The sequence below is a fragment of the Micromonospora luteifusca genome (assembly GCF_016907275.1).
GTDB classification, from domain to species: domain Bacteria; phylum Actinomycetota; class Actinomycetes; order Mycobacteriales; family Micromonosporaceae; genus Micromonospora; species Micromonospora luteifusca.
Window position 1 is genome coordinate 5,784,493 of record NZ_JAFBBP010000001.1, and the last position, 14,563, is coordinate 5,799,055.

14 protein-coding genes are annotated in these 14,563 nt (G+C 69.2%); 5 read left to right on the forward strand and 9 right to left on the reverse strand.

Translation table 11 applies throughout. The features are described 5' to 3' along the window. Window positions 1-30 precede the first annotated feature (30 nt). The 6 genes from JOD64_RS26355 to JOD64_RS26380 form a co-directional block, all read right to left on the reverse strand. Entirely contained in the window at window positions 31-1,029 is a 999-nt protein-coding gene (locus JOD64_RS26355; RefSeq protein WP_204944705.1) for an ABC transporter ATP-binding protein, read from the reverse strand. Window positions 1,030-1,084: 55 nt separating this feature from the next. Then, window positions 1,085-2,119, reverse strand: coding sequence for an ABC transporter permease (locus JOD64_RS26360; RefSeq protein ID WP_204944706.1), 1,035 nt, complete (start codon window positions 2,117-2,119; stop codon window positions 1,085-1,087). A gap of 3 nt (window positions 2,120-2,122) precedes the next feature. Next, window positions 2,123-3,100 (reverse strand): ABC transporter permease, encoded by a 978-nt coding sequence (locus JOD64_RS26365; protein ID WP_204944707.1) that lies wholly within the window; start codon window positions 3,098-3,100, stop codon window positions 2,123-2,125. Next, complete coding sequence (locus tag JOD64_RS26370) at window positions 3,097-4,263, reverse strand: ABC transporter ATP-binding protein (protein WP_204944708.1); 1,167 nt, start codon at window positions 4,261-4,263, stop codon at window positions 3,097-3,099. Before JOD64_RS26370 ends, JOD64_RS26365 begins: the two co-directional genes overlap by 4 nt. Before the next feature lie 75 nt (window positions 4,264-4,338). Further along, window positions 4,339-6,015, reverse strand: a complete 1,677-nt coding sequence (locus JOD64_RS26375; RefSeq protein WP_204944709.1) for an ABC transporter substrate-binding protein — start codon at window positions 6,013-6,015, stop codon at window positions 4,339-4,341. Between the two features lie 122 nt (window positions 6,016-6,137). After that, window positions 6,138-7,139, reverse strand: coding sequence for a LacI family DNA-binding transcriptional regulator (locus JOD64_RS26380; RefSeq protein WP_204944710.1), 1,002 nt, complete (start codon window positions 7,137-7,139; stop codon window positions 6,138-6,140). Window positions 7,140-7,473: 334 nt separating this feature from the next. On the opposite strand from JOD64_RS26380, the gene JOD64_RS33995 reads away from it, so the two are divergent. Further along, window positions 7,474-7,554 (forward strand): DDE-type integrase/transposase/recombinase, encoded by an 81-nt coding sequence (locus JOD64_RS33995; RefSeq protein ID WP_372434253.1) that lies wholly within the window; start codon window positions 7,474-7,476, stop codon window positions 7,552-7,554. Window positions 7,555-7,635: 81 nt separating this feature from the next. Here JOD64_RS33995 and JOD64_RS26390 read toward each other — a convergent pair whose 3' ends face one another. After that, entirely contained in the window at window positions 7,636-8,646 is a 1,011-nt protein-coding gene (locus JOD64_RS26390) for a mechanosensitive ion channel family protein (protein WP_204944711.1), read from the reverse strand. Between the two features lie 706 nt (window positions 8,647-9,352). Here JOD64_RS26390 and JOD64_RS26395 point away from each other — a divergent pair. The 3 genes from JOD64_RS26395 to JOD64_RS26405 all read left to right on the forward strand — a co-directional run bounded on the left by JOD64_RS26395 (window position 9,353) and on the right by JOD64_RS26405 (window position 12,868). Next, complete coding sequence (locus JOD64_RS26395; protein ID WP_204944712.1) at window positions 9,353-9,553, forward strand: hypothetical protein; 201 nt, start codon at window positions 9,353-9,355, stop codon at window positions 9,551-9,553. Between the two features lie 9 nt (window positions 9,554-9,562). Continuing rightward, window positions 9,563-10,672 (forward strand): DUF2267 domain-containing protein, encoded by a 1,110-nt coding sequence (locus tag JOD64_RS26400; RefSeq protein WP_204944713.1) that lies wholly within the window; start codon window positions 9,563-9,565, stop codon window positions 10,670-10,672. Window positions 10,673-11,950: 1,278 nt separating this feature from the next. Beyond that, the gene (locus tag JOD64_RS26405) at window positions 11,951-12,868 is read left to right on the forward strand and encodes an ISAs1 family transposase (protein WP_239559665.1); all 918 of its coding nucleotides are present in this window, start codon (window positions 11,951-11,953) and stop codon (window positions 12,866-12,868) included. On the opposite strand, the gene JOD64_RS26410 is transcribed toward JOD64_RS26405, so the two are convergent. Then, complete coding sequence (locus JOD64_RS26410) at window positions 12,861-13,298, reverse strand: hypothetical protein (protein ID WP_204944714.1); 438 nt, start codon at window positions 13,296-13,298, stop codon at window positions 12,861-12,863. The genes JOD64_RS26405 and JOD64_RS26410 overlap by 8 nt on opposite strands. 268 nt (window positions 13,299-13,566) lie before the next feature. On the opposite strand from JOD64_RS26410, the gene JOD64_RS26415 reads away from it, so the two are divergent. Then, the gene (locus JOD64_RS26415; protein ID WP_307813675.1) at window positions 13,567-14,070 is read left to right on the forward strand and encodes a hypothetical protein; all 504 of its coding nucleotides are present in this window, start codon (window positions 13,567-13,569) and stop codon (window positions 14,068-14,070) included. Between the two features lie 119 nt (window positions 14,071-14,189). Here JOD64_RS26415 and JOD64_RS26420 read toward each other — a convergent pair whose 3' ends face one another. Further along, the gene (locus tag JOD64_RS26420; RefSeq protein ID WP_204944716.1) at window positions 14,190-14,549 is read right to left on the reverse strand and encodes a Tn3 family transposase; all 360 of its coding nucleotides are present in this window, start codon (window positions 14,547-14,549) and stop codon (window positions 14,190-14,192) included. Window positions 14,550-14,563: the final 14 nt, after the last annotated feature.

Consider the following 14,563-nt stretch of genomic DNA (forward strand, 5'->3'; position numbering starts at 1 on the left):
GCGGGTCGTTCGGTCGGACGGGAGCGGGGGTCAGCGGGGGACCGGGGCGGCGACCGGATGCAGCCAGCAGGCGACGTCCCGGCCCGGTTCGGCGGCGCCCAGCGCCGGCACCTTCTTGTCGCACGGGTCGAACGCTTTCGGACAGCGCGGGTGGAACGCGCAGCCCTCGGGCATGGCCCGCAGGTCCGGCGGCGAGCCGGGAATGCCGGTCAGCTCGCGGCGCGGGCCGCGCAGCGCCGGGAAGGAGTGCAGCAACCCTTCCGTGTACGGGTGCAGGGCCCGCCGGTACAGCTGGGCGGCGGGCGCCTCCTCGACGATCCGGCCGCCGTACATGATGGCGATCCGGTCGGAGAACTCGACCAGCAGCGACAGGTCGTGGGTGATGAACAGCACCGCGAAGCCCAGCCGCTCCCGCAGCTCGGCGAGCTGGCCGAGGATCTGCCGCTGCATCACCACGTCCAGCGCGGTGGTCGGCTCGTCCATGATGACCACCTGTGGCTCCAGCGCCAGCGCCATGGCGATCATCACGCGCTGCCGCATGCCGCCGGAGAGTTGGTGCGGGTAGCTGTCCAGCCGGTCGGCGGCGATGCCCACCATCCGGAGCAGGTCGCGGGCCCGGGCCAGCCGGCCAGCCGCCGTGCTCTTCGGCTCGTGCGCCTTGATCACGTCGAGCAGCTGGGTGGAGACCTTGTGCACCGGGTTCAGCGAGTTCATCGCGCCCTGGAACACGATCGAGGTCTCCGCCCAGCGGAACTGCCGCAGCTGCGCCGGGGTGAGGGTGAGCACGTCGACCGGCGGGCCGTCGACCGGGTGGTAGATGACCTGGCCGCCGCTGACCACCCCGGGCGGCGGCAGCAGCCGGGTCAGCCCGTACGCCAGGGTGGACTTGCCGCTACCGCTCTCGCCGGCGAGCCCCAGCACCTCGCCTCGGTGCAGGGCCAGGTCGACGTCGCGGACGGCGTGCACCGCCGCGTCACCGAGCCCGTAGTCGACCCGCAGCCCGCGGATCTCCAGCACCGGATCGCTCACTTGAGCCTCCCTTCGTTCGCGACTGCGGGGCTCCGCTTCGCTGCACTCCTCGCGCTCACGGTGCGAGCTCCTCTCGGGGGGCCGGCACCGCACGGGTCGGGGCCAGCACTGGGGTGAAGCCGACCCGCATCCGCACGGTGTGGCCGTCGGCGGTGCGGATCCGGGTCTTGCCGGCGCTGCGCAGCCGGGGGCTGACGAACTCGTCGATGCCGAAGTTGATCAGGGCGAGGGCGGTGCCGAGCACCGCGATGGCCAGCCCGGCGGGGACGAACCACCACCAGGCGCCCTGCGCGAGGGCCTGCTGGCCCTGCGCCCAGAACAGGATGGTGCCCCAGTTCCAGGACGAGATCGACGAGATGCCGATGAAGGCCAGGGTGATCTCCGACATCACGGCGAAGATGACCGTGCCGACGAAGCCGGACGCGATGATCGCGGTGAGGTTGGGCAGGACCTCGAACAGAATGATGCGCCAGGTCCGCTCGCCGGTCGCCCGGGCCGCCTCGACGTAGTCCCTGCGCCGCAGCGACAACGTCTGGGCGCGCAGCACCCGGGCGCCCCACGCCCAGGAGGTGAAGCCGATGATGAGCGCCACCAGGGTGTCGCTGGCCTGCTCGACGATCGACGTCACGATGATGATCAGCGGCAGCGCGGGAATGACCAGGAACACGTTGGACAGCGCCGACAGGCCCTCGTCGGCCGCGCCGCCGATGTAGCCGGCCGTCACGCCGATGAGGATCGACAGGATCGTCGCCAGCACGCCGGCGACCAGACCCACCACCATGACGCTGCGCGCGCCGACCAGGATCTGGCTGAAGATGTCCTGACCGAGGTGGGTGGTGCCGAACCAGTGCGTGCCCGACGGCGGCTGGAGCACGTCGCCGCTGCGCGCGTCCGGGTCGTACGGCGCCACCCACGGCCCGATCACCGCGAAGAGGCAGTAGATGCCGAGGATGGCCAGGCCGGTGGCGGCCTTGGCGTTGGCGACGAACCGGAAGCGGCGCCGCTTCACCCGGCCCGGCGCGGCCGACGGCTGGGCCATCGCCCCCTGACCGGGGATAACCTGCTCGATGCTCGACGGAGAGATTGTCATTGCTCAGCTCTTTCGGGTCCGCGGGTCGAGAAGCAGGTACGCGACGTCGGCGAGCAGGTTCGCCACCAGCACCGAGATCGTGATGATCAGGAAGATCCCCTGCATGAGCGGGTAGTCCTTGGCGCCGACGGCCTGGAAAAGCTGGTAGCCGAGCCCCGGGTAGGAGAAGACGATCTCCACCAGCAGTGTGCCGCCGACGATGAACCCGAGCGACAGGGCGAAGCCCGAGACGTTGGGCAGCAACGCGTTGCGGGCGGCGTAGCTGAGGGCCACCCGGCGCTCCGACAGCCCCTTCGCGTGCGCGACCGTGATGTAGTCCTCCGAGGAGACCGTGACCATCATGTTGCGCATGCTGAGGATCCACCCGCTCATCGAGGAAACCAGGATGGTGGCGGCGGGCAGGATGCTGTGCTGGATCGCGCTCGGGATGAAGTACTGGTCGAACGCCGGCACGAGGCCGGGCTCGTAGCCGCCGGAGGACGGGAAGAAGCTCCCCGGGCCGGCGAACAGGGCGATGGCGACCAAGCCCAACCAGAAATACGGGATCGAGGACAGGAACGTCGTGGCCGGCAGCAGCCCGTCGACCCAGGAGCCGCGCCGCCAGCCGGCGCCGACGCCGAGCGCGGTGCCGAGCAGGAAACTGATGATCGTGGTGACGCCGACCAGGCCGACCGTCCACGGCAGGCTGTCGCCGATCACCGTCGACACCGGCGCCGGGAAGAAGGTGAACGACAGCCCCAGGTCGCCGTGGAGAAGTTGCCCCCAGTAGTCGAGGTACTGCTCCCAGACGTTGTCGTTCGCGTCCAGGCCGAACAGCACGCGCAGCGACTCGATGGCGTCGGCGCTGATCCGGCCCTGGTTGCGCGAGATGAGGGACTGCACGGGGTCGCCCGGGACCAGCCGCGGGATGAAGAAGTTGAGCGTGATGGCCGCCCATGCGGTGAACAGGTAGAAGGCCGTGCGCTGCAGGAGGAATCTCATCGGGTCTCCTCCAGGGTGGCGGTGCCGTCCCGCTCGACGGCCGCCGGGGGCGGGGGCACGGCCGGGTCGGCGTCGGGCGCGGCGGAGCCGGGGGCGTCGGCGGCGACGGTGTCCGGGTCGTAGAGCCAGCAGGCCGCCCAGTGGCCCGGCCGGTCGCCGATGGTCAGCGTCGGCGGCAGGTCAGTCGTGCAGCGGCGCATGGCGTGCGGGCAGCGGGGGTGGAACCGGCAGCCGGCGGGCGGGGCGATCAGGCTCGGCGGCTCGCCCTGGCCGCGGTCCTCGCCGGCGGCCGCGTCGACGCCGGCGCCGTCGCCGGTGATCCGCTCGGGGTCCGGCGCCGAATCGGTGAGCAGCCGGGTGTACGGGTGGGCCGGGTTTTGGGTGACGGTCTCGCTGTCGCCACCCTCGACCATGCGGCCCGCGTACATCACGATCGTCTCGTCGGCGAAGTAGCGGGCCGAGGCGATGTCGTGCGTGATGTAGAGGATGGCGATGTTGAGCCGGTCCTTGAGGTCCTGCAGCAGGTTGAGCACGCCGAGGCGGATCGACACGTCGAGCATCGAGACCGGCTCGTCGGCGAGGAGCACCTCCGGGTCGGCGCCGAGCGCCCGGGCGATGGCGACGCGCTGCCGCTGGCCGCCGGAGAGCTCGTGCGGGAAGGCGTCCAGGTAGCGCTCGGGCGGGGTCAGGCTGACCCGGGTGAGCAGCTTGGCGAGGGCCGCCTCCAGCTCCGCGGCGCCGCGCCCGGCGTTGCCGTGGATCCGCAGCGACCGGGTGAGGTGGTAGCGGACGGTGTGCACCGGGTTCAGCGACGCGAACGGGTCCTGGAGGATCAGTTGGACCCGCCGCACGTACGACCGGAAGGGCCGGCCGCCGCGCACCCGGGTCGACGTGCCGTGCAATTGGAGGTCGCCGGCGGTGCGGGGATAGATCTGGGCCAGCAGCCGGGCCACGGTGGACTTGCCGGAGCCGGACTCCCCGACCAGCGCGGTCACCCGGCCGCGACGCAGCGCGAACGATACGTCGTCGACCGCGTGCACGACTGCCGGCGTCCGGGAGAAGAGGTCACGCAGCCGCCTGCGGACGGGGAAGTGCTTGGTCAGGCCGACGGCCTCCAGCACCACCTCGTCGACCGGCGCCGCCGCGCTCTCGCTCAACGTCATGCCGAGTTCCTGTCTGAGCGTGGGGTGCGCCTCCCCGGCCGGCCGGGAGGCCGGCCGGGGAGGCGGTTAACGAGGTCAGCCGTTGGCGGGCTTGAGGTGCAGGACCACGTCCAGCGCGTTGGGCTGGGTGGGCTGCATGGCGCCGTACGGGTTCGAGTCGTCGGGCCAGCCGGTCCAGTTCTTCGTGCTGTACGCGCCGCCGATGTTGTCCGCGCCGACCGGGATCATCGGCATCTGGTCGACGAAGATCTTCTGCAGCGTGGTCATCGCGGTGGTGCGCGCGGCGTCGTCGGTGGCGTTCGCGTAGGCGACTAGGGCGTCGGTCGCCTCCTTGTTGTTGAAGCGGCCGAAGTTGCCCGCGGGGGAGGCGGTGCCGACCGGCTTGAGCTGCCGGCCGTCCATGATCGTCCGGTAGATGTCGTACGGCGTGGCGCCGCCTTCGGTCCACCGGAAGGTCGCCTCGAAGTTGCCCTGCTCGACGTTGCGGAACCAGGCGTCCTGGTTGGCCTTGTCGACCGTCGCGGCGATGCCGATCTTGGACAGGTTGTCCTTCACGATCTCGAGGCTGGTCTGGTAGTCGGACCAGCCGGCCGGGTCGGTCAGCTTGATCGTGACGGCCTTGCCGGTCTTGTCCTTGAGGGTGTTGCCCTCGAGCTTGTAGCCGGCGCCGGTGAGCAGCGCCTTGGCGCCCTCGACGTCGACCTTGTGCTCCTGGCCCTTGAACTCCGAGGCGATGAACGCGTCACCGGCCGGGCTGGGCAGACCGGTCACGCTTTTCACCAGCGGGTGGAAGTAGCCGGCCTCGGCCGTGGTGAAGATGTCCTGGCGGTCGATGACCATGTTCATGGCCCGGCGCAGCGTCGGGTCGTCGAACGGCTTCTTCGTGGTGTTGAGGTAGAGGCCGTGGATGCCCAGGATCGCGGGCGCCCACATCTTGTGGTGCTCCTGGTCCTTGGCCACGAAGACGGTCTGGTAGTTGGGGATGAAGACGAAGCTCCACTCCGACTCGCCGTTGGCCAGCGCGGTGGTCTGCGCGCTGTTGTCCGTGTAGGAGGTGTAGCGCAGTTCCTTGACCTTCGGCAGGTCCTGCCAGTAGCCCTTGTCGCGCACCGACAGCGTCATGCTGGCCGGGGTGAACGACTTCAGGGTGTACGGGCCGCTGCCGACGGGCTCCTTGACGGTGTCGGTGGTCGGGTCGCTGATCTTCTCCCAGATGTGCTTGGGGACGATCGGCACCCGCCACAGCACCTTCTGCTGGTTCACGAACTGCGGGCTGGCCATCTTGATGGTGACTTCGTTGCCGCTGGCGGTCGCGTCCGTGTAGGGCACGCCCTGGTCGTTGAGCGCCGGGTACTTCTTGACCAGGTTGTAGGTGAAGGCGACGTCCTCGGCGGTGACCTTCTGCCCGTCCGACCAGGTGGCGTTGTCTCGGATGGTGACCTTGACCGAGGTGTAGTCCGACGACCACTCGGCCTTGGTCGCCAGCCACGGCTTGAACGGGTCGGCCGGCTTCACCGGGTTCCACATCATCAGCGGCTCGAAGATCTGCCAGCGGTAGCCCAGCGAGGCCGCGGCGGACGTGGTGAGGAACGGGTTGTTGTTTTCGGCCTGCGGGCCGTTCGGCATGCCGACGTTCAGCACCGTGGCCGCCTGACCGTTGTTCTTGTTCGCGTTCGGGCTGTCGCCGCACGCGGCGACGCCGGTGGCCATCGCGCCGGCTAGCGCGACGGCGAGGAACTGCCTTCTTCTCATGGAGGTCTCCCTCGGTGCTCCCGCAATCCTCGAGCGGGATGTGGTGGATGGAGGGTGTGCGGTGTTACCACCGGTGGGCGCCGTGCCCGCCGGTGTGGGTGGTGGATACAGCGGTGGAGAGGTCAGGTGGTGCCGGTCGAGGCGCGGACGGTGAAGCTGGTGGGGATGACGGTCGGGGTGTCGGGCAGCGGCGTGCCGGCCAGGTGGGCGATGAGGGTACGGGCGGCGGCCGCCCCCATCTCCCGCAACGGCTGGCGGACCGAGCTCAGCGGTGGATGGGTGTGCCCGGCGAGGGGCAGGTCGTCGAAGCCGACCACCGCCACGTCGTGCGGGACCCGCCGGCCGGCGTCGCGCAGCGCCTGGAGCGCCCCGGCCGCGGAGAGGTCGTTGTGCGCGAAGACGGCGTCGAACGGCACGCCGTCGGCGAGCAGGCGCTCCACCGCGGCCCGCCCGCACTCGAAGGTGAAGTCGCCCTCCACGACGAGGGCGGGATCGATGGGCAGGCCGGCGTCGGCGTAGCCGTTCGCGAAGCCGGCCAGCCGCTCCCGGGTGCACCCGAAGCGGCGCAGGCCGGTGACGACCAGCGGCCGCTTCCGCCCGTGCGACAGCAGGTGCGCCGCCGCGGCTCGCGCGCCGGACTCGTTGGTGGTGCGCACCGACGGGAAGCCGGGCTGGTGGCCGCGGTCGTCGATGAGGATGACCGGCAGGCCGCGCTCGTGCAGCTCGGTGATGTAGTCGAGGGTGCCCTCCGGCTCGACCACGAGCAGGCCGTCGAAGGACTTCGCGGAGGCCTGGGAGGCGAACCGCCGCATCGACTCGTCGCCGTTGGTGCAGGTGAACAGCAGCATGCCGTACCCCTCGGCCTCGACCACGTCGGCCGCGCCCTGGAGCACCTCGCCCATCCAGGGCCAGGTCAGGGCGGGCACCAACATGCCGACCACCCGGGTACGCCCGCGGGCCAGGCCGACCGCGCGGGCGCTCGGCACGTACCCGAGGGCGTTGATGACCGCGCGGACCCGGTCGGCGGTGCGGACGTCCACCTCGCCCTTGCCGTTGAGCACCCGGGAGACCGTCGTCTTGCTCACCCCTGCGCGGGCGGCGACATCGGCGATGGTGATCGGCACGTCACGCTCCCGGGTCGAAGGGGTGTGGGGTTGTTTCGGAACCGGTTGCGGAAGCGGTTCCGTCGCAGTCAACCGAAGTGGCGGCGGTCACGTCAATAACGGCCGTGTAACAAAACATGTCTAAGTTCGACACCTGAAAAAAGTGCCCCACGGACAGCGCGGCCGATCCAGGGTGTGGCCAGCGTCGATGCGAGAAAGCCGGGCCGCCCGCGAGGCGTGCCGGCGCCTACAGCTCCGTAGCATTGAGCGTTGGCAAGATCGAGACAGGCGTGAGCAGTGACGTCATCGACCAACGTCGGCGTTCGTCGGGTTCCGGTTCCCGCCGGACGTGATCGTGGTCGCGGTTGACGAGACGTACGTCAAGGTCAACGGAGTTTGGCGGTATGTGTACCGGGCGGTCGACCAGTACGGGTAGGAGTAACCCCTGCCGGCCGGAGGTGCAGCGGGTCGACACCACCGAGCACCGGCGCTGGGGCGGCTACGCCGGCGCCGCCGGTCAGGGCTGGTACTCGCTGCGGGTGCGGGGCAGCCACTGGGGATGGTGGTCGCGCAGGTAGCCGACCAGTCCTTCGCGCAGGTCGCAGCGCAGGTTCCAGGCGCTGGCGCCGTCCGCGGCCGAGGCCTGCACCTCGATGACCACGGTCTGCGGGGTGGCGTCGACCATCTGGAGCACCCACTGGTCTCGATCCCACAGCGGTGACGACTCGACCAGTCGGCGTGCCTCCCGGCGCAGGTCGTCCAGGTCGGCGGTGTGGTCGACATGGATCTGGACCTTGCCGATTACCCGGAACTCGTTCCGGGTCCAGTTCTGGAACGGCCGCTCAGTGAAGTACGTGGTCGGCAGGATGAGTACCCGGTTGTCCCAGAGCCGGATCACCACGTTGGTCAGCTTCACCTCCTCGACCCGGCCCCATTCGCCGTCCACTACCAGCACGTCGCCGACGTGCATCCCGTCGGCGAAGGCGATCTGGATGCCGGCGAACGCGTTGCCGAGCGCGGTTCGGGCGGAGAGGCCGATCACCGCGCCGATCACGCCGGCCGACGTCAGAATGGAGATGCCGGCGAGGCGTACCGGCCGGAAGGTGATCAGGATCAGGCCGATCGCGACGACCGTGACCACGGCGACGGTGAGCCGCCGCACGGGGCGGATCTGGGTCCGGGCCCGCCGGATCCGCCGGCTTTTGACCAGATCGCTCGGCAGCTTGCTGAACGAGACCGCTTCGGCGACGTGCAATGTCCTGATCACCAGCCACGAGCTGAGGGCGATCAGGACCAGCAGGACGGAATGCCGCAGATAACGCTGCCACTCGGCCGGTCCGGGCGGCAGCGCGTAGTACAGCGCCCCGACCAGTAGGACCGCGGCCGCCGGGCGGCGGCAGGCGTGCCGCAGCGGTTCCAGCAGCCACTTGTAGCGGCCACGGGCAGCCCGGCGGATCAGCACGCCGGAGACCACGTCCACGACCACGGCCGCCGTCAGCGCCGCCAACACAATCAACGCGGTACGCATCAGAGGACGTCCACCGTGATCCCGATCCCGCCTCTCCTGAGCTCGCGACCGCACTACCCGCGTTCAGGATGTCATCGGATCCGCGTGGCAAGCGGCGGATACCGGGAATGCCAGACGGCTGTGACGCACGTCCGGCGACACGCCACTGCTTGAGCCGGTTGAAGCAGCAATCCACCACGTTGCGCTGCTTGTAGATCACCTTGCCGAAGGCCGGTGGCCGCCCGTCGGGGCGCCGGCAGTGTGGGCCGCCGTGGACGAGGCCTACGGCAACATCGGCGTCCTGCGCGCCCACCTACGCCAACTGCGGTTGGACCATGTCCTAGGTCCCCACAAAGCAGTCTTAAGGGCGGAACGGTCTGCGAGGATGTGAACGCCAGAAAGGCGTATGGGGCTCACGCAGTGAGCGAATTCTTAACGGGGCAACGCAGGTGAAGGCTGTCGTGTACGACGGACCGAGGACGATCAGCGTCAAGGAGGTTCAACCGGCAGTTGATGCACCTCATCGATTTACACAAGGCCGAGCCGTCGTTCCTGGTGTCCCACGAACTCGCGCTAGACGAGGCGCCGGCGGGGTACCAGAACTCGTGAACCTCCGTGGGTTTGTGGGCACAACTTTAGATCCGGCGTGACCGCGCGCCACAGCGTAAAGCTTGCTCGGTGACCCGGACGCGTCCTGGTCGTTGACGAGACCGGCGATCTGAAGGGCGTGGACACCGTTGGAGTGCAACGCCAGCACGGTGCTCGTGCTCGCCTGCGCACCCCGGAGGTACCGCCGGGTGGCTGGCACGCGCTGCTCACCCGACTGGCCGGTCCAGCTGGCCTACGTCACGTCGTACCTCTACGTCCGGTGAACCGGCTGAACCACCCCTTGATGACGATGGACGGCGACGAGCCCGGCTACCTGTGAGGAGCATCGATGACCCACAGTGAACAGCACGGCCCGGAGATCGTCGTCGGACTGGTGGCGACCCCGCCGGACCACCCGGCCCGGGTGGCTGCGGGGCTCACCGCCGAGCTGGCCGGCCGGCTCTCAGAGCAGGTCGACGCCGGCGTCCGGTGGACCGTCCGGGAAGGCTGGGGTGAGGTGGCGCCGCGCCGCGACGGCGGCGCTGAGGCGCTGCTCGACGATGTTGCCCAACGGCGTACCGACGCTCGGTGGGACGTCGCGGTCTGCCTGACCGACCTGCCGCTGCACACCGAGCGGGCGCCGCTGGTCGCGCAGACCTCAGCCCGGCGTCGAGTCGCGGTGGTGTCCCTACCCGCGCTGGGACTGAGCCAGCTGCGAGCGGCTCGCGCGGTCGTTCCGGATCTGGTGAACCGACTGCTCACCGATGCTTCCGATCAGCGGGTGCCGCCGGCTGGCTGGGCACCGGCTGAGACGGCAAGCCGGGTCGCCGCCATCCACCGTGTGGTCGGCGAGGCCGACGGCGGGGAACTGCGCTACGTCGACTCGCGGCTGACCGGCCGGGTGCGGCTGTTGACCGGAATGGTCAAGGCCAACCGCCCGGGACGCGCCCTGCTGGGCCTGTCCAAGCTGCTGGTCGGCGCGTTCGGCACGGCCGCGTTCGCGCTCACCACGGACACCATCTGGCAGATGGGCGATGCGCTCGGCGGACTCCGGCTCGCCGTGATCATGCTACTCGGGCTGACCGCGTTGGTGGCCTGGCTGATCGTCGCGCACGACCTATGGGAGAAACCAGACCGGGAGACACCGGCTGAGCTGGCCCGGCAGTTCAACCTGGGTACGATTCTCACCCTCGCCCTGGCCACGGCGGTGTCCTACCTGGTGCTGTTCGCCGGAACGGTGCTCGCCGCAGCGCTGCTGATCGACACATCCGTGCTGGAACAGACCCTGCAGCGGCCGGTGGATTTCACCGACTACCTGACGCTCGCCTGGATCACCAGCTCACTGGCCACCGTCGGCGGCGCGATCGGCTCCGGGCTGGAGAACGAGGACACGGTGCGGGCCGCCGCTTACGGCTACCATCCCGAACCCGGCGGCTGGCGGGACGAGAGGGACGGGTAGCCCCCACCGCGGGCGGGATGGCGGGCGCATGCCCCCGAGTCGCGAACGAACCGCCGAGGACTGGGCTGCGCGACGCACATCGGTTCAGGTGGCTACCCGGGTCAGTTGCCGAATTGCTCGTTCTCGGATCAAGACGGCCTGCAAGCGGGCCGCGCCGGCTCGGCCCCGGCCTGCTGGCGACCTCCGCCCGGCCACGTTTGGGGACAACAAGACCTCGAAGACCTCGGGGCGCTGCCCCGGACCCCGGCCCTCCTCAGAGATGCCGCCGCAGACCACCTCGCCGGGGCACCACAAGGGCTACCAGCCTCCCGGGACGGGGCCGAGGTCGTTCGCCCGGTAAGGCGCTCCACCTTGTTCCCGTCCGGGGAAGGCTGGACGGTCTACGACTGACCGACGAGGAGATCCGCTCTCCGAAGCCCTGGCAGCCGGTGAGGGAGCCGCACTTATGGGTGGTCCAGGGGAGGGAGGTTCACGCAGGGCTCCGGCAAAGTCGGGCCACTAGACTCCGCGCATGCAGCATTGCCGACTTTCCTCCGCCAAACGCACAGCGATCGGGGCGTTACTGCTGGTCTTGGCCGTAGCCGGCTGCAACTCCAAGGCGGAATCGTCCTCTGGTGCCACGTGGTCGAGCCCTGACACCGCCGCTACCGCGACCGCCTCCCGCGCTGCTTCCCCCGCAAGTCCCCGTGACGCCGAACCTTCCGCATCTTCCTCCCCCACCGCGGACGAGTCACGGGAGGCCGAAGCGGCACAGGAGCCCAAAGCGGCACAGAGGACGGAGGCGCCGAGCGGGGGCGGCACCAAGTACGCGGCGTGTGCCGACGGCGACTGCAAAGTGTCCTTCTCCGGTTCGGTCAAATTCCCACTCGGCAGATGGACGGTGTCGTCCTCCGTGGAGGATGGCGGTGTCAGGGTGCGACTGACCGACGCCAATGGCAGGGGCGGCGGTGGCGGCTTCATGGCAGACCCTGGGTGCACTGTGGAAATACACGCCGACGGCGGCGGGCGAGTCGGATGCGACCAACCCGGAGCCGAGCCCAAACCGGGAGGGTGGGTCGTACACCTGCTGGAACTGGACGGGGACACCGCGGTCATCCGAGCGATCCTGGGCTGACTGTGAGGATCGCTGTCACAGCCTGATTGTGCTGGGCTGTGGTCTGGTGGCCGTGCGTGTCACCGCAGCCGTGTGTGCCGTGGTCGCCGGCTACCGCCGCTCGTACGCCGCGATCGCCGAATGGGTCGCCGACGTGCCGGCGGCAACGGCGCTCGCCCCGGGGCATGACTGCCGACCGGCGCCCGTCGGAGGCGATGATCCGTCGGCTGTTGCAGGCCATGGACCCGCAGCTACTGACCGCGGCGATCAGTGTCTGGCTCGCCGGTCGGGCCACCGCCACCACCTCGACGGCCGGCCGGGCGATCGCCATCGACGGCAAGACCCTGCGCGGCTCCCGCAACACCGAGACCGCCGCCCGGCACACGATGACCGCCTGCGACCAGGCCACCGGTGTGGTCCAGGCCAGCATCGACGTCGACGGCAAGACCAACGAGATTACCCCATTTGCGCCGCTGCTCGACCAGATCAGCGACCTGCGCGACACCGTGATCACCGCCGACGCCCTGCACTGCCAACGCGAGCACGTCACCTACCTCGCGCAACGCGGCGCGCACTGGATCCTGACCGTCAAAGGCAACCAGCCCCACCTACACGCCCAGCTCACCACGCTGCTCTGGCGGGCAGTCCCAGAAGCCACCCGCGACACCGACCGCGGACACGGCCGCCGCGAGATCCGCAGCCTGAAAATCCTGACGATCTCCACCGGCATCGACTTCCCGCGCGCCGCCCAAGCCATCCAGATCCGCCGCCGCAGACGCCGCCTCGACCAGCCGAAACGCTTCACCACCGAGACCGTCTACGCCATCACCGATCTCCGCGTCCATCAGGCAAAACCGGCACAACTGGCCAGCTGGATCCGCGGGCATTGGTCAATCGAGAACAAAATCCACTGGGTACGCGACGTCACCTACGACGAAGACCGCAGCCAGATCCGCACCGGCACCGGACCCGAGGTCATGGCCGCGTTACGCAACGCCGCGATCGGCGCCCTGCGCCTGACCGGAGTCACCAACATCGCCGCCGCCAACCGACATCACGCCCGCGACAGCACCCGCCCGCTGGCACTGCTCGGCATCACCTGACGACTTCGCCGGGGCCCTGGAGGTTCACGTGCTCGCCAAACGGCTCGATGGATCCATCCCAACCGTTCCAACCCTGTTGGGTCATCTGCCCGTCAGCGTAGGTGTATGACCAGCGGGCCCCGTCCTCGCCCTCGATGTGGACGATTCCCGAGCGAACGAACGGCGCAATCGCGACGTAGAAGGCCGTCGCCTGGTCCGACCACTTGGGGTCGCCCTCGTCGTCGTAACCGAACTCGATCCAGTCTCCGTCGCGGATGATTGCGGCTCCGGCCGCCTCCGCCATGTCGGCCAGTGTGTCATTCGACGGAAACGCATCCGGCTTGTACCAACCACCTCGTCCAGCCATGGCGGCTTGGACAGTGGCGACCGCAGCGACGTCGTCCGACTCCGGGAGGTTCAGACGGACTGAAGGCATCACCAGGTATCCCACGGCGCGCACCCTACAACGGTCGATGCCCACCACGCCACAGGCGTTGGCTCGCTACCTCGGGAGTAGGCGGAGAGGACGCATATGCCAGCTCCCACAGAAATGTGGGATGGTGGCGTGCCAACCACGTGCCAGTAGCCAGTGCCCCGAGTGGACACGAACGGACATGAGCTGTGACTCACTCCGATGCAACGAGTAGGCGTTCCAGGCCTGCCCAGGCGGTGATCTTCGTCCTTCCGAAATGGCGGTGTGGCGCTGCGATGGTGGGGCCGTGCCGGATCCCGTGACCGATGCCGCTCTGCTTCGCCCGCTCCTGGGGCGACGACTGCTTGCGGTGACCGAGGCGCGGTACTGGTTCGACGACAAGCCGGTGATGGGAACTGACGGCCTGCTGCATTTCTGGCTGCACTTCGAGGGGGCGCCAGCCATCATGGCCCACGGCTGCGGTGAGCTGCTGAAGCTCACCGAGGAAAAGCTCTACTCGTCGTACGACATGCAGGAGTACGGGCGGACTGTGGTCGGACCGGCCCAACCCACTGACCTGCTCGGTGAGGTGGTTGGGCAACGCCTCGTCGACGTAGGGCTCATCCAGGGATACAGCACGGTTCCGGCCCTCGGCGGGCTCCTGTTGCGCTTCGATCGGACCGAGCTGCTGGTCGCGAGCCTGGCGGACGAATGGGTCTGCCAGCCCGGGCCGATCCCGGACGAACTCCGCCAGTACCTGTCGCTTATCAGTTGGCTGAACAGCCCTGCGCCCATTGCCGAAGGGCCGTGACGTCGGACGCCGGGGCCTTCCAAGGTCGCGGACTAGTCATGGACTGATCTGGCCAGGGCGGCATACGTGACCCATTGCAGCAGGTCAGAGCGCCATACCGGCTGAGCCGTACTCCATTCCTAAACCGTGGACTGCAGCGCCCCGTACTCCTTGATCGCGCTGGTGGGCGTTCTACTGCCGCTTGGACGAGCACCGCTTCCCGACGACCAGGGCGGCGGTGGTATTCCCGCCCTCACGCTCGTGGCGACCAGGAGCAGGTCGTCCCACATGCTCACAATGAGTTCAGTGTTGTCGCCGGGTGAGCAGCGCAACGGCACGTGGGTAGCGGCCTCGAAGCCGGCTTTCGGCCCGGTTCGGTACAAGGTGATCCCTCCGAGGTTGCGGATACGTGGGGCGATCTGCTTGCCGACCAGGTCGAACAGGGCGATATTGCCGCCGGTTGTTATGGTCAGGCGAGCTGAGATCGACAGGGACGACATTGCCCGGCGACCGC